Genomic DNA, 20,512 nt, shown 5'->3' with positions numbered 1-20,512 from the left:
CTCGTAGCGCCTCAATAGGCCTGATCAAGGTCAATGGGAGATCTTAATGTCCAGAGCATTAACCGCATCAGCAACGAGTGTGAAGCCGATCAAAACGCCCCTGACCCGCGAGCAGATTCGCGGCTTCTGGACGGTCTACCTGGGATGGGTGCTGGATGGCGTGGATTCGGTGATCTTCGCCCTGGTGTTGATTCCCGCCCTGACCGAGTTGCTGCCCAACTCGGGCATCACCCCAACCCCCGCCAATATCGCCATGTACGGATCTCTGCTGTTCGGGCTGTTTCTAATCGGCTGGGGAATGTCGTTTATCTGGGGGCCGCTTGCCGACCGTTTTGGCCGGGTGAAGATGCTGGCGGCCAGTATCCTGGTGTACTCGCTGTTTACCGGGGCCGCGGCGTTCTCGGAAAACATCTGGCAATTGGCGGCGTTTCGACTGATCGCCGGGATCGGCGTCGGTGGCGAATGGGCACTGGCCGGCACCTATGTGGCCGAGAGCTGGCCGGAGGACCGGCGCAAGATGGGCGCGGGCTATCTGCAAACCGGCTACTACTTCGGATTTTTCATTGCCGCGTTGCTGAACTACACCGTCGGTGCAACCTACGGCTGGCGCGTGATGTTTCTGTGCGGCCTAGCACCGGCGGCGGTGGCGATCTACACCGCGTTGAAGGTCAAGGAGCCTGCCCAGACGCACAAGGTGGCGCACCCTGTCGCACATTCCCCTATCACTTCTGCACGCAGTTCGTGGTGGGAAATCTTTGCCCCGGCCTTTCGCCGACGCACGCTGACCAGCTCGGCCCTGGTCGGAGTTGCGATCGTCGGTTTGTGGGCCGGCTCGGTTTATGAAGCAACGGCCGTGGTGACCCTCGCGACTCGCGCAGGCATCGACCATGTCGGCGCTGTGCACCTGGCTTCCATTGGCGCGGCGGTGCTGTCGCTCAGCACTATCCTCGGCTGCCTTGTCGCGCCGTGGCTGGCCGAGCGGCTTGGGCGACGGCTTGCGCTGGGCATCTACTTCGCGGGTATGGCGACGTCGATCGTGGTCGCCTTTGGCTGGGTCTTCTACATGGACGACGGCCTGCACCTGTTCATGGTGTCGCTGGTGTTTCTCGGCTTCTTCGGCGGCAACTTCGCGATTTTCTCGCTCTGGCTGCCCGAGCAGTATCCGACCCGGATCCGCGCCACGGCGTTCGCCTTCAACGCCTCGGTCGGCCGCTTCATCGGCGCCGGGGTCAACTTCCTGCTGGCCGCCGCGATCCACTGGCACGGCTCGCTCGGCGCCCCCATCGCCTGGACCGCTGCGGCCTTCGTGGCCGGCATGCTGATCCTGCCGTTTGCCGTCGAAACCCGCGATCAACCATTGCCGCAATAAAACCGCAGCGCTCAAACATTCAGTGGAGAACCGTATGCAAGCTTTGCAAGGCGTGAAGATCGTCGACTTGAGTCGCGCACTGTCGGGGCCGTTCTGCACCATGGTGCTGGCGGACCTTGGCGCCGATGTGATCAAGATCGAGCCCGGCCCAACCGGCGACATGAGCCGGACCTGGGGGCCGTTCGACCGTGGCGTGAGCACCTACTATCTGTCGTGTAATCGCAATAAGCGCGGCATCTGCATCGACTTCCGCAATCCCCAGGGGCTGGCCGCGATCCAGCGGCTGATCGATGAGGCCGACGTGGTGATCGAGAACTTCAAACCCGGCACCCTCGATAGCATGGGCCTGAGCTATGAGGTGCTCAGTGCACGCAATCCGCGGCTGATCATGGGCAGCATCAACGCCTTTGGCAGTGACGGACCGATGAGCAGCTGGCCAGGTTTCGACCAGATCGCCCAGGGTTACTCGGGGCTGATGAGCCTGACGGGGTTTGTCGATGGCGACCCGACCCGCACCGGCACGGCCATCGGCGACCTGACCTCGGGCATGTGGCTGGTGACTGCGGTAATGGCCGCCCTGCTGGAGCGCGAACGCAGCGGTTGCGGCCAGCACGTCAGCACCTCGTTGCTGGCCAGCCTGGTCGGGTTGCTGAGCGTGCACGGGCAACGCTACCTAAGCCTCGGCGATGTCCCCCGCCGCACGGGCAACGCCCACTCGGTCATTGCGCCTTACGGGGTGTTCCAGACGCAGGACGGCCCGCTCAATCTGGCGCCGATCACCTCGGCCATGTGGGGACGTTTATGCACGCTGCTTGATTTACCCGCGCTGCCGGACGACCCGCGCTTCGCCACCAATGAAGCCCGGGTCGAGCGACGTGACGAGTTGAAAGCTATTCTGGAAAGCCGCTTGAAAACCCGCAGCAAACGCGTGTGGACCGAGCTGTTCATCGAGGCTGGTTTACCCGCAGGCCCGATCAATACACTCGACGAAGTGTTCGACGATCCGCAGGTGCTGCATAGCCAGCTGACCCGGACACTCATGCACCCGACACTCGGCGCGCTGCGCCAGGTCGTGACCCCGGTGTTCAGCGCGACCGACGCCGCAGAACCTGCGCCCGGTGTCAGTCAGCGACCACCGCCGCTGCTCGGTGAACACACCCTCGAAGTCCTGCGCGAAGCAGGTTTCAACACGGCGTCGATCAACGCGCTGCTGGCCGCGAAAGCCGTGTATCAGGACACCAGTGATTCGCCAGCAATGGCATCCGCACAATCAACAGGAACCGCACAATGATCCCGACGCAAACCTCTTCCGCCACCGTGACCGTCAACATGGTCGATGAACGAATCGGTCGGCTGGTCTTCAGCAACCCCACCCACCGCAACGCCCTCAGCGCACAACTGCTGAACGCCCTCGACGAAAGCCTCGCCGCACTGGCGTCACAACGTATACCGGTGGTGATACTCGGCAGCGAAATCGGCCAGCCCGTCTGGAGCGCCGGCCATGACATCCGCGAACTGCAACACGACCACGACCCGGTTGCCTACGGCAAGCCACTCGAAAAAGTCTTGCGCCGCATCCGCGCCTACCCCGGTGTGGTAATCGCCATGATCTCCGGCTCGGTATGGGGTGGCGCGGTCGACCTGGCGATGAGTTGCGACCTGGTGGTCGCGGATCGCAGTGCGAGCTTTTCGATGACGCCGGCAAACATCGGTTTGCCCTACACCACCAGCGGGCTGCTGCGCTTCTTCAACAACCTGCCGATTCACGTATTGAAGGAAATGTTTTTCTGCGCGCACAAGCTCGATGCAGAACGCGCTGAACACTTCGGTGTAGTGAACCGGCTGGTCGATAGCGACGTGCTGGAAGCGACTGCGCTGGAACTGGCACGCACGATTGCCGGCAAAGCACCGTTGGCCATTGCCGCGGTCAAGGAGCAATTGCGCATCCTCGAAGACCTGCAACCGATGCCCGTCCAGGCGATGGAACAAATCGCAGAACTGCGTCGACTGGCGTGCGAGAGCAGCGACTTTGATGAGGGGCTGGCGGCGTTTGCAGAGCGCAGGCCAGCGGTGTTTGGCGGTCAGTAGGACGCTCCGAGGCAGACAATCAAGCCTGGTGAACTACGCGCATCATACGGTTGATTCCCGATGAAAATCACGAGAGCCGACACCCATCGGGAACACCGGTAAAAAACCGAACTCAAGCCATACCGCTGCTTCCAATATACAGGCCAATGGAGGTAGCGAATGAACAACGGTGCTATGTGTGCTGCCGAACGGAATTTCGAACAACAGTGCCGTACCTTGTATTGGCAATACCCTGGTGTCGCAATCCCGTTCAGTATGAGAGGTGGATTTCATGAGCAGCATCGTCTACATCGTCGGGGCAGTTGTGATCGCCCTGTTTGTCCTGTCGGTCCTCGGGCTTCGATAGATTCGAAGATCATCTTTATTCATCGTTTGTGTTTTATTTCCCTGACGTGGGCGTTCGCCTCATCACCCTTCCTTCGATGATGGCACGGGCGTCACTCGCCACACGACGTTACCGATATCGTCCGCAATCACCATCCAATGCTCCCGTTGGCGAGATACGCCTATCGGCCAATAACCGACAATCGGCTCCATTCAGACAGTTTTACACGTCACCCAAGCACCCCAGAAAAGGCTGCTGAAAAAACGAGTAGCGTCTCCGAATCCCGAGTCATGCAGCAGTTTTTGAACTGCCGCCTCGGAGTGTGGAGGGTCTGCGCCTTGAAGGATTTTCCCAAGCTTGACCTTCACTTCATCCGGGCTCGCACCCTGCTGTCGCCACCGTTGCCCCCAGGCAGCAAGCAACAATGGTTGACTGGCATAGGCATATTGATTGCCCGCGACAATCAACGGCGCACCCGGCTTTAGATGAGTCCGAATGGAACGTAGAAGTTGTCGTTTGGCGTCGTCTCCAGCGAGATGATGGAGTACACCGATCAGCGTCGCCGCGTCGTATGACGCGTCCGGTGGCAGGTCGTCAACCTGACCAAGATGCACGTCCGTTCTCTCAAGTAAGTCGTTTGCCTCCAGCTGCTGCGTCGCGGCCTCGATCATCGGCTGAGAGGGATCGACGGCAGTGAAACGCCAACTCGGCTCCAACCTTGCCATTGCAATAATCTCCTGAGCCGTACCGCCTGCGCCAACGACCAGTATTCTCGCCGAGTTTGTGTCACCGAGGATTGCCGCCAGCATGCACGCTGCAAGATCGTGGCAGGCGTCATAGCCTGCCAATGCAATACGGCTCTGTCGTCCGTACTCATTGGCCCGTGAGGTATCAAATTTTTCAGCTGCGTTCAGAGGCGATGATTTCAAGGCGATTCTCCATGTCCTCAAATCAAGCTACGCCATGCTCAGCGATAATTAAAATTCATTAATTTTATGCTATCCATTCCCACCAGGAATGTAACGCTTGAGTGATTGCTCGTCTGCCTGGGTTGGTTGCGTCGTTTGGTGATAGCCCGCGTCCGGCATTGCCTCACCCTCCTACCCCATCACTTCAATCAAGTCCCTCGGCGTCATCTTCGTCACCATAATCATCACAATCACGAACATTCCCAAAAACCCCAGTACGCCCATCCAGAACCATTTCCTGTAAACGGATCTGTACTCCTCAGCAAGCCCCACCCCCGTCTCAACCGCGCTCAAGGCCATCATCTGCAGCCGCTTCTGAAGCACCAACACCGGAAGCCACAGCGAGCCCACACACAGGAAGATGATCAGCGACGTCAGAACCCATTCCGTGGTCAGGGGAAGTCCGGCAAGCCTCACCAACAGATAGCCTGTCACGATCTGAATGAAACCTGCCGGTGTGGTAATCCAGGTGTCGAACCGCACGACCATTCTCGCCACATGCGCGATCACTTGAGGATTGGCCGTGCGGCTGGCGGCGATCAAGTAGAGGTAAGACCCCATGCCGAATCCGAACAGGAAAATGGCGGCGATGACGTGGATGTACTTCAGACACAGGTAGAGCATGGTCAGCCCTGCTCGTCAGAGAATTTTACCGACAAGTGTAGATTCGCCGGGTCGTTGATCGCAGCCATGTACTCATCAACGGTGATCTCGCCCACGCAAGCTCGGGCACCGGGCTCGGGCAAGTACCCCTGGACGATTTTTGCGGCCAAGGCAACCGCTGCGCAGCTGGGGATTTCCGGCCCCTTGTCATTCATAGCCGTCAGTTGCACCGTCATGGACAGCGGCTTTGCATCAACATCGATGCCCTGGACGTCGATGTACATTGCACTTTTACCATCACCGAATCGCTCGAACCTCCGGCCCCAGCGATGCAATCTTGCAGCCCATGGCGCAGGGGCCCGAACCAGCCCCGCTCTCATCGCCTGAGCCAGAAGATAGTTGGCCAAACCGCCGAGTTTCAGGCCTGATCCTGCTTTGAAACTCAGGGTTTTGGCACCATAACGCTGGGCGAATATATCGATGTCCGGCACGTCGACATTGGCCAGGACCCGGGTACCCAGTTGTGGCATCTTGCGAAGCGTCAGGTCCTGCCAGCCCAACACTTCATGCACCTGTCCATTCCTGAGTTGCTTGATCGGTTTACCTGCGTAGGCGAGCACGCCTTCGACGGTCGACAGTCCCGGCATCTTTGCCGAAGATGAAATGCCATGGTCGATCGAGTCGATACGTTTGAAGCGATGTCGGTGTTGGTCGATTATTGCCGACGATAAGGTCGGCACCGAACTGCAACCGCTGAGGATAGCCACTCCTGCACGCTTGGCTTGTGCGTCGAGCGCGCCAATTCCAGTGACGAAAGTACGGCAGTCAGACAGGTCGCAATAATTCACGCCCGCATCGATACAGCCCTGCGCAACGGCATAGGTCTGTCCCTGGAACGGGCCGCCGGTATGAATGACCAACTGAATACCCATCGAGTCCAGGACGGACTTGAATGCAGTGTCCATGGCATCGCCGCACCAGCTTTCACAGGTTGTGCCCGATTGGGCTTTCAGCTCATCGACTTTGCGCAACAACTTCTGTGAGTCGCGCCCCGAAATCACCAGCGATACACCTGGCATCGCAATTAAATGCCGGCAAACGATGCTGCCAAAGTTTCCGTAGCCACCGATTACCATCACCCTGAGCGTCATTCATCTCTTCCCTAAACCATTCGATCATGTGGCTAATTCGCCCTGAACATGGACTGGCGCGGAGCTTCTCTGATATCAGATGGCCAGGCAAGCGGCAATGCCATCTACCCAACCAGGCGACTCACCCCGCTAACCCTGATTGAGAAAAAAGGGTACAACCATTAGCCTGCTCTGGATTGAAATCCGGCATCTTTGGAGGCATCGCATGCGCCTGCTGTGCAGAATCAAACCGCTGTGCCTCTCGATGCTAGCCATCATCGCGCCCTGCCTGGCGAGCGCCGAGCCAAGACCCGAGCATATGGTCTATCTGCGGGCGATTGATCCGGGTATCGAGCAAGACATCCGCTATGCCAGCGCCCACAACTTCACCGGACACCCGCTCGACGGCTACGGCGCTGCGGAGTGTCTGTTGTCGCTGGACGCCGCCAAGGCGCTTGCCCGGGTACAAGCGGCGTTGCGCACGCAAGGCTACGGTTTGAAGGTATTCGACTGCTATCGACCCAGCCGTGCTGTTGCCGACATGGGGCGCTTTGCGACGCAACCGGGTGACCCGCGCAAGGCCGAGTTTTATCCCCGCGTAGACAAGCAAGACTTCTGGCATTTGGGCTATGTGGCCCGGGTTTCGAATCACTCCAAGGGCGGCACGGTGGATCTGACGCTGACCGGGCCGGAGGCTCTGCCCGCCCAGACATGGAGCCCCTCGGCGAAGCAAGTCGACTGCGCTGCGCCCTATGAACAGCGTTGGCATGATGGTGCCGTCGACATGGGAACAGGGTTCGATTGCTTCGATGAGCGAGCGCATACCGACAGTTCAACGATCAACGCGACCGCCAAAGCGAATCGCCAGCGGCTCAGCAACGCCATGCAGAAAGAGGGATTTTCCGGGTACTCGAAAGAATGGTGGCACTTCACCTACACCAGGAATGATGCGTTGAAGAACGTCATGGATTTCCCTATTACGGCTCAGGCGCTGGACACCAGCAACCAGTTGATTGTGGTCACGACAAAACACTGGACTGATGTCCAGGGGACCGCCCAACGCTACGAGCGGCAAGGGAAAACATTTCAGAAATACGGCGCGCCGTTTCCGGTGGTTGTCGGCAAAAGCGGGCTGGCCTGGGGCAAGGGTCTCGGTGTCGTCGAGCAACGCGAAGGGCCGGTCAAACGTGAAGGCGACGGGAAAGCGCCTGCTGGCCTATTCAAATTGGGAACCGCCTTTGGCTACGACAGCACGGCCGACACCAGGCTGCCTTACCTACCGCTGACACCGACCACCGAATGCGTGGATGACAGCCATTCCAAGCGCTATAACGAGCTTGTCGACGGGTCGACGATTGCCAAGGACTGGAACAGCTCCGAACACATGCGTCGCGATGACGACATGTATCGACAAGGCATTGTCATCGAGCACAACACGCCGGCGTCCGCCGACGCAGGCTCGTGCATTTTCTTCCACATCTGGCGTGCCCCCACGTCCCCGACGCTTGGCTGCACAGCCATGGACCCGGCAGATATTGCTCGCTTGTTCGGCTGGCTGGATCCGCGTCAGTCGCCCCTACTGGTTCAACTGCCCGAAGCGGAGTACGAGCACTTTCGCGAACGCTGGAACCTTCCCCAGCGTTGATATCGCAAACTCAAACTCGAGCTGCGCCCATGGCGCCGACCTCAGTCGTGGTCCACGCCAGCGCGCTTGAGCATTTTCTTGCAGCGTTCGGACAAGTGATACACGCGCAACTGTTTGCCGGTCTTGACGTAGCGCTCACGCAGCGTCTTCAGCGCAGCGACGGCCGAGTAGTCGACAAAGCTCAGGTGACGACAGTCGAGGGTCACCTGAGGCGGGTCGTTGGCGGGGTCGAACTGGTTGAGGAACGGTGCAGTAGAGGCGAAGAACAGCGTGCCATGCAGGCGGTAGAGCTTGCTGCCGTCGGCTTCCAGGTAACTGTCGGCGTATAGCTCGCGGGCCTGCTGCCAGGCGAAGTTCAGCGCGGCAATGACAATCCCGCAGAGCACAGCGATGGCCAGATCGGTGAACACCGTGATGATCGTTACGGCAATGATCACCAATACGTCGTTCAACGGTACTTTGTTGAGCACCCGCAGCGAGGCCCAGGCGAAGGTCTGCTGCGCCACGACGAACATCACCCCGACCAGCGCGGCCAGCGGGATGCGCTCGATCTGCGGTGAAAGGAACAGGATGAACAGCAAGATCATCACTCCGGCGACCACACCAGAAAGGCGACCGCGGCCGCTGGAACTGAGGTTGATCACGGTTTGACCGATCATGGCGCATCCGCCCATCCCACCGAACAGACCGGAGACCATATTGGCCGCGCCCAAGGCCACGCATTCGCGATCCGGGTAGCCACGGCTCTCGGTGATCTCGTCAGTAAGGTTGAGCGTCAGGAGCGTTTCCAGCAGGCCGACCAGAGCCATCAATACCGCATAAGGGGCAACGATGCGCAGGGTTTCCAGGTTCCAGGGCACCTGAGGCAGGGCCAGGCCAGGCAGGCCGCCGGCAATGTGCGCCATGTCGCCAAGGGTGCGAGTCGGCAGGCCGAGCAGATAGACCGCCAGACCGACGCCGAGGATCGCCACCAACGCCGGTGGCACGGCTCGGGTCAGGCGCGGTAATACGTAGACGATGGCCATCGTCAGCGCCACCAGCCCGATCATCAGATACAGCGCTGTGCCGCTCAGCCAGGTCCCGCCACTTTTGAAATGCTCCAGTTGCGCCAGGGCAATGACAATCGCCAGGCCATTGACGAAACCGAGCATCACCGGGTACGGCACCATGCGCACCAGCTTGCCCAGCCGTAGCAGACCGAACGCCATCATCAACAGTCCACCCATCAACACCGTGGCGAGCAAATACTGCACGCCGTGCTGCACCACCAGCGCGACGATCACCACGGCCATTGATCCGGCGGCCCCGGAAATCATTCCCGGCCGCCCCCCGAACAATGCGGTCAGGGTGCAGATGATGAAGGCTCCGTACAAACCCATCAGCGGATTCAGGTGCGCGACCAGGGCGAAGGCGATGCATTCGGGCAGCAGAGCAAAAGAGGTGGTGAGTCCGGCCAGGGCATCAGCGCGCAGACGTTTGGATTTCATGGCTTACCTAAAAAACAGGCCGACGGAACAAGCCGCAGGGCGTGGCGGGAAAAGACGGCTGCGGATATTACGGAATTGAAGGCTGACCGGCCAGTTATCGGTCGACCAGTGGCTCACGCGTAATGCCGCGTAGCAGCTGGCGAAGCCTGCGTTCGGCTGCGAAGCAGTCGTAAAATCAGACGCCACGTTTTTTCAGGTTAACCGTGTAGGCAGGATTTACGGCCGCTTCGCAGCCGAACGCAGGCTTCGCCAGCTGCTACAGGGAATGTGTCGTGCCTTAAGTCTCTTAACTGACAGGCATTAGGGCTCACGCGTTATTTTTTCAGGCTTTGCAGCCGCAGGTTCGCGCGTTGCACAGCGGCCATTTTTTCGGGGCGCTTCATGCGCTTCCATTTCCTGATGTCCTCCTTGATGCGCCCACAACTCACACACAGCTCGCCGCGCAGCTGACAAACGGAAATACACGGGTTTTCGATATCCTTGGCCATGGTTCAATCCCGAGTCGAGCGCTGGCGCGCCAAACGTTGCTGCCAGTTTCCGGCATGAGCGCGCTGACATTCTTCTTCGGTGTCAAATTGCACGTGAGCCGAAACCGGACTGACGAGAATGTCCGCTTCACTCAACGCCACGGCCGTCAGTTCGACCATTCGTTCAGCTTGCCCGACGGCCAGGGCCTGGCGCTTGTTGGCCAGCGTGTCGAAGACCCAGGTCACCTTCAGGCTTGCGGGGAACGCCGTGTAATCCACCTCGTGAGTCAACCAGGCAAACCCTGCTATTTCCGTCTTGGCCGTCTCACACGCCTCGGTCAGAGTAACCACCAGGCGACGCTCGATTCGCGCCTGATCGCGTTTGCTTAAAAGCATGGGTTGATCCTTGAATGAATATCCGTGGCCGGCCGAAGGATGCACCGGCCAGCGATGTGTTCTTTTCGCAAATGATGCCGCGCCTACAAATGGGCGGCAGGGGGAACGCTGCGGGAAATCAATGACGGCAACCATACCGAAACACCCAACCCGCGTCTTGCCACTTCATCGCCAAACCCCAGGCGGATCTGTGCCCCGTTGCGATCGGCTACCGCCTTGACGATCGACAGCCCCAGCCCGGACCCGACCTCATGGTTCCCGAGGCTGCGATAAAACGGATCGAACACACGTTCCCGTTCCTCAGCCGCAATCCCGGGGCCGGTGTCCTTGACCTGCAACAGCGCTCCGCCCTCCTCCATGCACACCGAAATATCTACCCGTCCGCCCGCAGGCGTATAGCGAATGGCGTTATCGACCAGGTTCTTGACCATGGCCAGCAGGTCGAGCTCGTTGATCAGCACCTGCACATCCTGTTCATCCTCGACACCGATGTCGATATGCTTGGCCTCGGCCAGCGGCAGCAGGTCCTCCAACACACGCCGATAGACGCCATGCACGGAAACCGGCGTTGCCGGCAGCGTCGAGTTCGATTGTGCGGTGGCCAACGCCAACAGTTGATCAATCAGATTTTTGCCGCGCTCGATCCCTCGCCGCAATGCAAACAGACGCTCCCGGGCCAACGTCGACATGTCGGCGACGGCCAGGCGCTCGGCTTGCAGCGACAGGGCCGTCAACGGCGATCGGAGTTCGTGGGCGGCGTCGGCGACGAAGCGCCGCTGGGTCTCCATCGACTGCGCCACACGGTTGAGCAATCGATTGATGGCCAACACGAAGGGACGGATCTCGGCGGGCAAATGGTTTTCGTCGATGGGGTGCAGTTCCTGCTCGCCGCGCTGGTCGATTTCAGACGCCAGTGCCGCGATAGGCCGAAACAGCTTGCGCACCAGATCGGCAACCACCAGCAAGAGCACGGGAAACAGGATGAGAAACGGCAGCAGGCCGCGCCAGGCACTCTCGCGGGCGTCCTTGTCGCGCATGCCGGTTTCCTGTGCAACGGCGATGCGTGCGCCACTGGTCAGGGTCTTGACCAGCACGCGAAACGGCTCGCCACCGACCACCAGCGTCGACAGGCCGTCGGCCAGCGTTGTCGGCAGTGGCAGCGGTGCGCCAGTCTCCACATTGCCCGACACCTGGTTGCCATCGTTCAGGTATTGAACGGTGACCCGGGACTCTTCATCGTCGCCCTCGATGCCCTTGCCTTGCGTCGGATAGGTCAGCGTCATCTGCTGGCGCTCGAACAGCACGGCCACCTGATGCAAGGTGTTGTCCTGCATTTCCAGGGCTTCATCGAATGCCGAGACGAAGGCGAAAATACCAGCCACGATAGCGACGATGAGAATGGCCAGCGACAGGGAAACGGACAGCCTGACCTGAACCGACTCGCTCAGTCGCCTTTTGAAACCATCCATCCCATACCCCTGACATTCTTGATGACGTGGCTGCCCAGTTTGCGACGCAGCGCATGGATCAGAAACTCCACCGCATTGCTTTCCACTTCATTGCCCCAGCCATAGATACGGTCTTCGAGCTCGCTGCGCGAGAGAATTGCCCCCGGCCTGATCAACAGCGCCTGCAGCAGCGAAAACTCGCGGCTGGAGAGCTGGACCTCGGGGTTTTCTTCGGTGCTGGCGTGTTTCGAGATCGGGTCCAGCGACACCACGCCGTTGCTGAACACCGGCAGCGCGCTGCCGCCCTTGCGGCGCAGAACGGCACGCATGCGGGCCAGCAGCTCGGCCATATCAAAGGGTTTGAGCAGGTAATCGTCGGCGCCGCCATCGAGGCCGCGCAAGCGATCGTCGAGGCTGTCGCGGGCTGTGATGATCAGCAGGGGAACGCCGTTGTTGCGCGCCCGAATGCTGCTCAATACCGCAAGGCCGTCCTTGCCGGGCAGGCCGAGGTCAAGCAGCACCAGATCATAATGTTGAGTGTCCAGCGCCGTCAGGGCGGTGAGGCCATTGTTGACCCAGTCGGCGGCATAACTGGCATCTTTCAGTGCGCCCTGGATCGCCTCCCCGATCATCGGGTCGTCTTCGACCAGTAATATCCGCATGTCCCTCTCCGGTGATAAGTGAGGCTCGACACTCACGCGGGTATACCTGCGCGAATGTCGAGCCTGCATTGAATCACCTGTTCAAGCGTGCGCGAAGCGATTTATGGGTATTGAAAGCGGTCAGCTTTTTCCTTGCAGCGAATTGAAGGTTTTCAGCAAGTCATCCATCGCCGCCTTGCAGTCGCTCTGTTTCGGGGTGCTGGCGCGCAAGGCTTCAAGTGCAGTGTCGATGGACTTGTCCAGGACATGCCAGTCGCTGGCAGCACGTGGCTTGATGCCGGCTTCCGCGGAGTCCCAGGACAACTCCAGGTCCTTGATTCGCGTTTTCGCGCCTGGCAGGTCGTTTTTATTCACCAGATCGGCAACGTTGGCCGCAATGCCCTGGAACGCGGACAGGTCGCCGAGTTTCGAGGCCGAGCTCTGCTGGACGCTGGCCGCGCCCGAAGTAGCACTCGTTTTAGGCGCGTCAGCGGGTTTAGAACACCCGGCGACCAGGCCGAACACGACAATGGCTGAAAGGACGGCGGCTTTACGAATGGCGGTTTGAACGTAGACCATGATGATTCCTTGATAGGCTTTTGAACCGGTTATTCAGTGACGAGTTTGCGATTGCCGACGCTCATCTGTGCGACGGCCACCAGAATCAGGATGACGCTGAGGAACATCGCGCTGGTCCACATGGCGCCCATGCCGAAGCCGCCATAAGTCTTGGCTTGCGTCAGCAGATCTCCCAGGGAGGCGCCGAAAGGGCGGGTCAGGATGTAGGCGATCCAGAAGGTCAGGACTGTATTGCCACCCAGGCGCCAGGCGGCGAACGTCACGCCGATCAGCGCGCCGAAAATCACCGCGCCCAGTGTGAAGCCAAGCCCCAGCGCTTCGGTGGCGAGGTCGCCGGCGGCGGTGCCCAGCGCAAAGGTGCAGAGCACCGTCGCCCAATAGAACAGTTCCCGGCGTGGCGTGACGATTTCAGTGATCGAAAGACTGCGTTCCAGCCCGTACCAGATCATGAAATTGATCGCCAGCAACACCGAAAATACCGCCGTGCTGGCATACAGACTGATGCCCATTTTGTCAGTGAGTACATCGGTAATCTGCGTCCCGACGACGCTCACCAGCACCACCGTCAACCAATAAATCCAAGGGCTGTAGGCGCGTGTACGAAGTTGGCCGAACAGCGCGATCGCCAACAGCACGGCCATGCCGATACTGGTCACACCCTGCCCCAACCCGGCATCGACGGCGAGAAAGTCAGCGCCGGTTTCACCCACTGTAGTGGACATGATCTTGATGACCCAGAACGACAGGGTCACCTCGGGGACTTTATTGAGCCAGTCAGCTTTCGTAAGCGGCTTCATGTGGATGCTTCTCCTTGACAGCGCTGCAAATCGCGCAAGGGAGAGACTACGCAGGCAAACTTAGCTGGGACTGAGGAACTTCGATTGTCGGTCATGAAGCGAACATAAAGTCCCGGCCAGGCCCGTACACAGGGGCTTAGCGGGCGCTCTTGACTAAAAAAATCATCTCAACAGCCTGTAGCAAACAGTTACAAATAAGGCCATTATTCCGCTCGCAGTCACCATGAACGACCCTCTGACAGAGCGGTTCAGTCCAGGATCATTTGCCCACTGCCAAGACTTTCCGAACGTCGTGCCGTGTTTTCGGGGCTAGTGGGAAAGCCTTACTTTTTAAGGAACGTATTTTGACAAACGTCTGTACCAGCGGCCTTGATATCGGCTTTGCTTCTCTGGATTTCCTGCAAATTGGCATCCTGGGGATCATTCAAGGCATCACCGAGCTATTACCCATTTCATCCACTGCGCACATGCGAATCGTGCCCGCCCTGCTCGGCTGGCCCGATCCCGGCTCGGCGTTTTCCGCCGCGATGCAATTGGCCGCACTGGCTGCGGTCGTCAGCTATTTCTGGCGTGATGTACGGGAAGTCGTCGCTGGCAGCATAGGCGCCGTGCGCCAGCGTGATTACAACAATCAGTCGTTCAAGCTGGCCGTTGCGATTGTGCTGGCGACCATCCCGATCGGCATTGCGGGCCTGGCCTTGTCCTCGCTGCTCAATACCTGCAACTCACCGTTAAGAGGCCTGATGGTGATTGGTATCTCGTGCCTGGTGATGGCCGTTCTGCTGGCTGCGGCCGAACTCAGCTGCCGCCATCAACGCGTCGTGGGACAGATGCGCCTGCGGGATGCATTGATTGTCGGCATTGCACAGATCGGCGCGCTGATCCCCGGCGTTTCCCGCTCCGGTTCAACACTCACCGCCGCACTCTTCCTTAACTTCAAACGCGAAGAAGCTGCGCGTTTCTCATTCCTGCTTGGACTGCCCGCCATTGCGCTGGCCGGCTTGAAAGAGCTGTGGGTGCTGTATCACGCACATATCCCGGCCGAAGCGTGGTCGCACCTGATTTTCGGGTTGGTGATCGCCAGCGTGTCGGCGTTTTGCGCCATCTGGGGCCTGATGAAGTTCCTCGAAAGGTTTTCCACCTGGCCTTTCGTTATTTATCGGGCGGTACTGGGTATTTTCCTGATTGTCGCGGTCAGTACCGGGCTGTTGAGCTAAACAACATTCAAACGCTGATAGAGCCCGGCCCAGTGCCGGGCTTTTTATTGTCAGCCGACGATACGGTCTGCGCTGCGCCGCGCGCCCCCGTTTCGCAACCGGGAGCGCGGCGTTCACACGGTTGCCAGCATTACTTGTCGTCGATCTTTTTTTCCGACGATTGAGGCCGATACTCGGTGCTCTCTTCAGCGTTGGGTGCTTCCGGGAGATGCCCGGGAGTGAACACATGCGTCAGCAAGTCTTTGGCATCGATTTCGTTGACGCCATTCACCGAACGGGCGAGCTCTACCACCCGCTCGCATTCTTTATGGGTGTTGACGCGACCGCTCAACGCTACCGTACCTGCGTGGGTTTTGACATTGACATGCATGCTGAGAGTCGGCTCTGCAAATGTCAGGGCCGATTTCACCCGGGTAGTAATCCATGCGTCGTGAACGGCCATTCCCAGATTATGAGAGTAATGCTGGAAGGAGTGAGTTTTCATAGTTGGACCCTCTCTCGTGTCATCGACAGATTAATTATAGTGCGGTCGTTGCGGTCCGAGCGCTGTCCCCCAGCCCATCTGCTTTAATCACTCTGTATCGAGCGCAAGGGTGCGCTACCGAACAGACCCGCGCCGGTAGCTAAGTCAACCTGACACAAGGCAGATCGCCGCCATATCAAGACGGTTGTGATCTTCCTGCTCATCCAGTGGACGGTGGGGTTCAGTGATTCCCTCATTGAAGGAGGCACGATTCATGACTCAGCATTTGCAAATACCTGTATACCGACGGCTGGCAGTAATGCTTGTCGCTGTTACCGTGGCAGCGGCCGCGCTACCGGCACAAGCGCAACATGACTATCAGCGGGACGGCTACGGCCGGCAGGTTTACCATCGCGACTATCGTGGTGGCCATGACAACCGTCGTGACTATCGCGGCGGCGGTGGTGACTATCGCGGTGGTGGCAGCGGCGATTTGGGGGCGATACTGGTTGGTGCAATATTGGGAGCAGTCGTCGCAGGTGCGGTACAGGCGCCGCCCGCCGTGATTTACCGGCAACCTCCTCCGCCCCCTCCACCGGGGGTCCGGTACTACCCAAGGCCGTACTATCCCGATTCGTACAACTCCTATGGATATCCTCCACCCGGCTATTAAGCTGCCTGGTCGTATGGAACCCGAGCGACCGCCGCTCACACTGATATATCCCATACAACGGTCGTCAGTTCGACAACTCAATCCGGATATAAAGACATGAATAACTTCGTACTCAAAGCAGCTATGCCGGCAGCGTTGATGCTGGCATTGCTCAGCACTTCTGTCTCGGCACAGACGACGGCAACGAACAGTCCTGCTGCAACGTCACAGACAGCTGCCAGTCATACCAAAAAGCACATGGACGTTGTGGAGAAGAGGATCAAGGAACTGCACGCCAAGCTGAAAATCACCGACAAGCAGTCAACTCAATGGGAGGCCTACGCGCAAACCATCCGCGACAATGCGCACAACGCCGATACCGCCTTTCTGGAGCGAGCGGAAAAGCTGCCATCGTTGAATGCCGATGACGCAATGGCCTCCTATGCCAAATTAGCCCAGTTGCACGCGGACAATATGCAAAAGCTTGCAACGACGTTTAGCGCTCTGTATGGCACGTTTTCCGACGATCAGAAAAAAAATGCCGACAAGCTGTTCCGCAATGAACAGGAAAAACGCGAGGACCGGCTCGAGGCCGCGAAAAAATCCAAGTGATATGCCACGACCTTCAACCAGGCGAACCGGCCGCAGCAGGCTCGGTTCGCACTGGAACGCAGCGCCCCGCAGAGGCTGATGCCAAGGGCTGAAGTATTGCTGAACTGCTAGGCTGTTCCAGGAAGTCCGCGCGACCTTTTGGAGGTTTGCCCCATGCAGCTTGAAGGTTCCTGCCATTGCGGCGCGGTGTCGTTCAGTCTGAACAGTGCCCACCCCTACCCGTATCAACGTTGTTATTGCTCGATCTGCCGCAAGACCCAAGGCTCGGGTGGCTACGCGATCAACCTCGGCGGCGAGGCGAAAAGCCTGAAAGTCCGCGGTCGCAAACACATCTCGATCTATCACGCGCGTCTCAAGGATGACGGCGCCCGGCGTGCCCACAGCAGCAGCGCCGAACGGCACTTCTGCTCGCTTTGCGGCAGTGGTTTGTGGTTGTTCAGCCCTGAATGGCCCGAGTTGATTCACCCCTTTGCTTCGGCCATCGACACCCCGCTGCCGGTGCCGCCGGAACACACGCACCTGATGCTCGGTTCAAAAGCCTCGTGGGTCGAAGTCGAGCTACATCCCGGCGATCAGCAGTTCGAGGTCTACCCGCAAGAATCCATCGCCGAGTGGCACGAGCGGCTGGGCCTGAGCCGTTAACAGTCTTTGACAGTTTCCCGACAAAGCTCTCAAAGATTGCCTACCCGTACGCCCCTAGCATGATGGCATCCTAATCCCTGCCGGGTGCCTCATGCTTGCTCTGAAAAACCGCAAAACCTTTTGTCTTTCGCTGACGTCCATCTGCCTGCTGGCCTCGACCGATTACGTGCAAGCCGAAGACTGGCATTACAGCGTGCAGGCCGGTGTGGCTAACGCGCCACGCTACAGCGGCAGTGATGAACGCGTGACTGCGCCGCTGCTCGGCGGCCAGATTGTCAGCCCTTATGGCCTCTTCCTCGACACCGAACGCGGTCTGGGTTGGCAGAACGAATGGGGGGACCTGGCATTCAGCACCTACATTGGCCTGAGTGAAACGCGCAAGGACCGCAAGTCGAGGTTCGAGGGCTCGAATCGCCTGGATGGGATGGGCTCGATCAAATCCCGCCCGCAACTGGGCGCCAGTATTCACTACACCTTGGGCGAAGTGGTTGTCGGCGCCACCCTGGAGCACGCGCTGAAAAAGAGCGATGACGACCGCGACACCGGCTCCGCCTACAACCGGCTGGAGCTGAGTATCAGCACCAACCTCTATGAAGGCGAATACGGCAGCCTGGATGGCAGCCTCAACAGCGTGTTTGGTGATGCCGACTACGTGCGGACCTGGTACGGCGTGAGCACGGCCCAGGCGTCACGCAGCCAGTTCCGGGCCTACGCCACCCACGGCGGGATGGTCAGCCGAGGCGCAGCGTTGACCTGGGCGGTGCCGATCAACGACCAGACCGAATTCTCGACGGTGCTGGCGATGCAGTACCTCAATGGCGATGCAGCGGACAGCCCGATCGTCGAACGACGGATGCAAACGTCGCTGGCCGGCCAGGTGAAATACAGCTTCTAAGTTGCCTCCCCCGCAGTACGCCCCAGACCTCGTAGCAGCCTGCTGCTACGGGTGATCGGTTATGCGTTAAGGCTGATATCTGACTTAGTCAGCCTGCGCCCAGGTCATGCGAAACGACGCGCCGCCCCACGGCGAATCGCTGACGTCGACCTTGCCGCCGTGCGATTGCGACACCCGCCGAACCAGCGCCAGGCCCAGGCCGAAACCGCCGGTGCGACGGTCGCGACTGGTGTCGAGTCGCGAGAACGGCTCGAAAATCTTCTCGCGCCCTTCCATCGGCACGCCGGGGCCATCGTCGTTGACCAACACTTCATATCCGTCTTCACCCAGCGTCAGCGATACCTCCACCCGTCGCTCGGCGTAGCGAATGGCATTGCGCAGCAGGTTGATCACCGCCCGCGCCATAAAGCGCGGTTCGATCCGCACAGAGTCGACCTCACAGGCGCGAATCAACAGCTGCACCCCGGCCGCCTCGGCCTCCAGGGCAACACTGCCGACCACGCTGTCGAGCCAACTGTGGGCCTGAATGTTTTCGAGACTGATCACCGTGGCACCGCGCTCAAGACTGGCGTAGGTCAGTAACTCGGAAACCATCTCTTCCAGTTCACCGAGATCGGCGTACATGTCGGCAATCAGTGCTTTGCGCTCGCTCGGATCAACCTGTTGCTTGAGTTGATCGAGTTCGAACGACAAGCGCGCAATCGGCGTGCGCAACTCATGGGACACCGCATTGGTCAGCTCGCGCTGATTGGCAATCAAGCCTTCGATACGCGCAGCCATCTGGTTGAAGTGCTCGGCCAGGACGCGAATGTTCGAGCGTTTGGACAATTGAATGCGCGAGGTCAGATCGTTATCGCCGAAACGTTGCGCGGCCACTCTGATCAGTTCGAGGTCGCGCCAATGCGGTCGCACCCAGAAGTACAGGACAAAAGCCAGAAACACGCCCAGTAAAGCGTAGGCCCAGACATACAGCCACTTGGGCTCCTCCGGGAGTTTGATGTTCAACAACTGCGGACCGCCATCGATGTTGGCGATAAACTCGTTGAAATCCCCGCGCACGACCAACAGACCGTCAGCCAGCAGTTTTTGCTCTCGCTCAGTGAGATCCAGCTCACTGCTCTGCACCAGTTTCAGGCGCAACCCGTAGTGGGTTTTCAGCTCCGCCAGACGCTCATCACGCGCAATGCCGGTGACCGGACGGAGCAATTCGACCAGGCTGTAAGCTGGCCCGCGCATGGCTTCGCGGTTATAGGTCTCGTTGGCCTCGGGCAACAGCTCGTCAAAAATGTAATTGACCGTCCAGATCGCCCCTGCGAAGCCAACAGCAAGAATGACGTACAGCCGCAGAAACAGCCTTAGCATCTAGAGCTCCCAGGCAAATGGATTGAACAGATAACCCTTGCCCCAAACGGTCTTGATGCACACCGGCTCTCTGGGATTGTCCTTGAGCTTGCCGCGCAGCTTGCTGATGTACACGTCAACACTGCGGTTGAGCCCGTCAAAGGCGATGCCGCGCATGCGATTGAGGATGTCATCGCGGGAAAGAATCTTGCCGGCGGCGCTGGCCAGCAGCCACAGCAGTTCGAACTCCATGGTGGTCAGCTCGATACCCTCACCCGCCAGCCGCACTTCGCGGCAGCTGCGATCAATCAGCAAACGGCCGAACTCCAGTGAGCCGCGCACCGTGCTTTCCGGTATCTGGCGACGTTGCAAGGCGCGCAGCCGGGCCAGCAATACCGGTGGTTTGATCGGTTTGATGACGTAGTCGTCGGCGCCGGACTCCAGGCCCAGGATGTGGTCCAGGTCGTCTTCCTTGGCCGTGAGGATGACAATTGGCGTCTCGGACACGCTGCGGATCTCGCGGCACACATGCAGGCCGCTCTGGCCGGGCAGCATCAGGTCGAGCACAACGATTTTTGGCTTGAACTCGAGAAACGCCGCCAGCGCCAGATCGCCACGGTGCACGGTGCGCGCCTCGAAACCATGTTGGGAGAGGAAGTGCGCGATCAACCCCGCGAGCTTTTCGTCATCCTCAACGAGCAGTACCTTGCCTAACGCCTGATTGTCCATAAGTGCCAATCTGTAAGC

The 20,512-nt window shown here is 59.3% G+C and carries 22 protein-coding genes; 9 read left to right on the top strand and 13 right to left on the bottom strand.

Features of this window, described 5'->3' with window-relative positions:
• Positions 1-46: 46 nt before the first annotated feature.
• Genes AO353_RS23065 through scpB form a run of 3 tightly spaced genes read left to right on the top strand, consistent with a single transcriptional unit; the run spans position 47 to position 3,457 of the window.
• Entirely contained in the window at positions 47-1,369 is a 1,323-nt protein-coding gene (locus AO353_RS23065; protein ID WP_054597052.1) for an MFS transporter, read from the top strand.
• A 34-nt stretch (positions 1,370-1,403) separates the two neighbouring features.
• Complete coding sequence (locus tag AO353_RS23060) at positions 1,404-2,660, top strand: CaiB/BaiF CoA transferase family protein (RefSeq protein WP_054597051.1); 1,257 nt, start codon at positions 1,404-1,406, stop codon at positions 2,658-2,660.
• A complete protein-coding gene (scpB, locus tag AO353_RS23055) occupies positions 2,657-3,457 on the top strand; it encodes a methylmalonyl-CoA decarboxylase (protein WP_054597050.1) in 801 nt (266 codons plus the stop codon). Before AO353_RS23060 ends, scpB begins: the two co-directional genes overlap by 4 nt.
• Positions 3,458-3,994: 537 nt before the next feature.
• On the opposite strand, the gene AO353_RS23050 is transcribed toward scpB, so the two are convergent.
• The 3 genes from AO353_RS23050 to AO353_RS23040 all read right to left on the bottom strand — a co-directional run bounded on the left by AO353_RS23050 (position 3,995) and on the right by AO353_RS23040 (position 6,504).
• On the bottom strand, positions 3,995-4,711 hold the full coding sequence (locus AO353_RS23050; protein ID WP_054597049.1) for a class I SAM-dependent methyltransferase: 717 nt from the start codon (positions 4,709-4,711) through the stop codon (positions 3,995-3,997).
• Positions 4,712-4,882: 171 nt separating this feature from the next.
• A complete protein-coding gene (locus tag AO353_RS23045; RefSeq protein ID WP_054597048.1) occupies positions 4,883-5,374 on the bottom strand; it encodes a DUF2269 family protein in 492 nt (163 codons plus the stop codon).
• 2 nt (positions 5,375-5,376) lie between these two features.
• Positions 5,377-6,504: a saccharopine dehydrogenase family protein gene (locus AO353_RS23040; RefSeq protein WP_054597047.1), complete on the bottom strand. Its 1,128-nt coding sequence runs from the start codon at positions 6,502-6,504 to the stop codon at positions 5,377-5,379.
• 205 nt (positions 6,505-6,709) lie between these two features.
• Here AO353_RS23040 and AO353_RS23035 point away from each other — a divergent pair, with 205 nt between their 5' ends.
• A complete protein-coding gene (locus AO353_RS23035; protein WP_054597046.1) occupies positions 6,710-8,128 on the top strand; it encodes a M15 family metallopeptidase in 1,419 nt (472 codons plus the stop codon).
• 41 nt (positions 8,129-8,169) lie between these two features.
• Here the strand turns inward: AO353_RS23035 and AO353_RS23030 are convergent, their stop codons facing one another.
• The 7 genes from AO353_RS23030 to AO353_RS23000 form a co-directional block, all read right to left on the bottom strand.
• Positions 8,170-9,615 carry a SulP family inorganic anion transporter gene (locus AO353_RS23030; protein ID WP_054597045.1) on the bottom strand — a complete coding sequence of 482 codons (1,446 nt, stop codon included), beginning with the start codon at positions 9,613-9,615 and terminating at the stop codon, positions 8,170-8,172.
• Between the two features lie 314 nt (positions 9,616-9,929).
• The gene (locus tag AO353_RS23025) at positions 9,930-10,103 is read right to left on the bottom strand and encodes a DUF1289 domain-containing protein (protein WP_019690716.1); all 174 of its coding nucleotides are present in this window, start codon (positions 10,101-10,103) and stop codon (positions 9,930-9,932) included.
• 3 nt (positions 10,104-10,106) lie between these two features.
• Complete coding sequence (locus tag AO353_RS23020) at positions 10,107-10,478, bottom strand: hypothetical protein (RefSeq protein WP_054597044.1); 372 nt, start codon at positions 10,476-10,478, stop codon at positions 10,107-10,109.
• 83 nt (positions 10,479-10,561) lie between these two features.
• Positions 10,562-11,947: an ATP-binding protein gene (locus AO353_RS23015; RefSeq protein WP_054597043.1), complete on the bottom strand. Its 1,386-nt coding sequence runs from the start codon at positions 11,945-11,947 to the stop codon at positions 10,562-10,564.
• On the bottom strand, positions 11,923-12,588 hold the full coding sequence (locus AO353_RS23010; RefSeq protein ID WP_054597042.1) for a response regulator transcription factor: 666 nt from the start codon (positions 12,586-12,588) through the stop codon (positions 11,923-11,925). Before AO353_RS23010 ends, AO353_RS23015 begins: the two co-directional genes overlap by 25 nt.
• A gap of 120 nt (positions 12,589-12,708) precedes the next feature.
• Positions 12,709-13,146: a hypothetical protein gene (locus AO353_RS23005; RefSeq protein WP_054597041.1), complete on the bottom strand. Its 438-nt coding sequence runs from the start codon at positions 13,144-13,146 to the stop codon at positions 12,709-12,711.
• Positions 13,147-13,175: 29 nt separating this feature from the next.
• Positions 13,176-13,943 carry a hypothetical protein gene (locus AO353_RS23000; protein WP_054597040.1) on the bottom strand — a complete coding sequence of 256 codons (768 nt, stop codon included), beginning with the start codon at positions 13,941-13,943 and terminating at the stop codon, positions 13,176-13,178.
• Positions 13,944-14,287: 344 nt separating this feature from the next.
• On the opposite strand from AO353_RS23000, the gene AO353_RS22995 reads away from it, so the two are divergent.
• On the top strand, positions 14,288-15,160 hold the full coding sequence (locus AO353_RS22995) for an undecaprenyl-diphosphate phosphatase (protein ID WP_054597039.1): 873 nt from the start codon (positions 14,288-14,290) through the stop codon (positions 15,158-15,160).
• A gap of 130 nt (positions 15,161-15,290) precedes the next feature.
• On the opposite strand, the gene AO353_RS22990 is transcribed toward AO353_RS22995, so the two are convergent.
• On the bottom strand, positions 15,291-15,644 hold the full coding sequence (locus AO353_RS22990) for a BON domain-containing protein (protein WP_054597038.1): 354 nt from the start codon (positions 15,642-15,644) through the stop codon (positions 15,291-15,293).
• A gap of 253 nt (positions 15,645-15,897) precedes the next feature.
• Here AO353_RS22990 and AO353_RS31140 point away from each other — a divergent pair, with 253 nt between their 5' ends.
• From AO353_RS31140 to AO353_RS22970, 4 genes are all read left to right on the top strand, one after another.
• Positions 15,898-16,296 (top strand): hypothetical protein, encoded by a 399-nt coding sequence (locus tag AO353_RS31140; protein WP_146016088.1) that lies wholly within the window; start codon positions 15,898-15,900, stop codon positions 16,294-16,296.
• Positions 16,297-16,392: 96 nt separating this feature from the next.
• Positions 16,393-16,887, top strand: coding sequence for a Spy/CpxP family protein refolding chaperone (locus AO353_RS22980; RefSeq protein ID WP_054597036.1), 495 nt, complete (start codon positions 16,393-16,395; stop codon positions 16,885-16,887).
• A 153-nt stretch (positions 16,888-17,040) separates the two neighbouring features.
• A complete protein-coding gene (locus AO353_RS22975; protein WP_054597035.1) occupies positions 17,041-17,529 on the top strand; it encodes a GFA family protein in 489 nt (162 codons plus the stop codon).
• Positions 17,530-17,620: 91 nt separating this feature from the next.
• The gene (locus AO353_RS22970; protein ID WP_054597034.1) at positions 17,621-18,424 is read left to right on the top strand and encodes a MipA/OmpV family protein; all 804 of its coding nucleotides are present in this window, start codon (positions 17,621-17,623) and stop codon (positions 18,422-18,424) included.
• A gap of 84 nt (positions 18,425-18,508) precedes the next feature.
• Here the strand turns inward: AO353_RS22970 and AO353_RS22965 are convergent, their stop codons facing one another.
• The gene (locus AO353_RS22965; protein ID WP_054597033.1) at positions 18,509-19,786 is read right to left on the bottom strand and encodes an ATP-binding protein; all 1,278 of its coding nucleotides are present in this window, start codon (positions 19,784-19,786) and stop codon (positions 18,509-18,511) included.
• Entirely contained in the window at positions 19,787-20,494 is a 708-nt protein-coding gene (locus AO353_RS22960; RefSeq protein WP_054597032.1) for a winged helix-turn-helix domain-containing protein, read from the bottom strand. It lies immediately after the preceding gene.
• Between the last annotated feature and the right edge of the window lie 18 nt (positions 20,495-20,512).

It is taken from the genome of Pseudomonas fluorescens (assembly GCF_001307155.1).
In the GTDB taxonomy this organism is placed as follows: Bacteria; Pseudomonadota; Gammaproteobacteria; order Pseudomonadales; family Pseudomonadaceae; genus Aquipseudomonas; species Aquipseudomonas helvetica.
The sequence above is the reverse complement of the archived record's forward strand: the minus strand, read 5'-3'. Positions and strand labels throughout refer to the sequence as shown.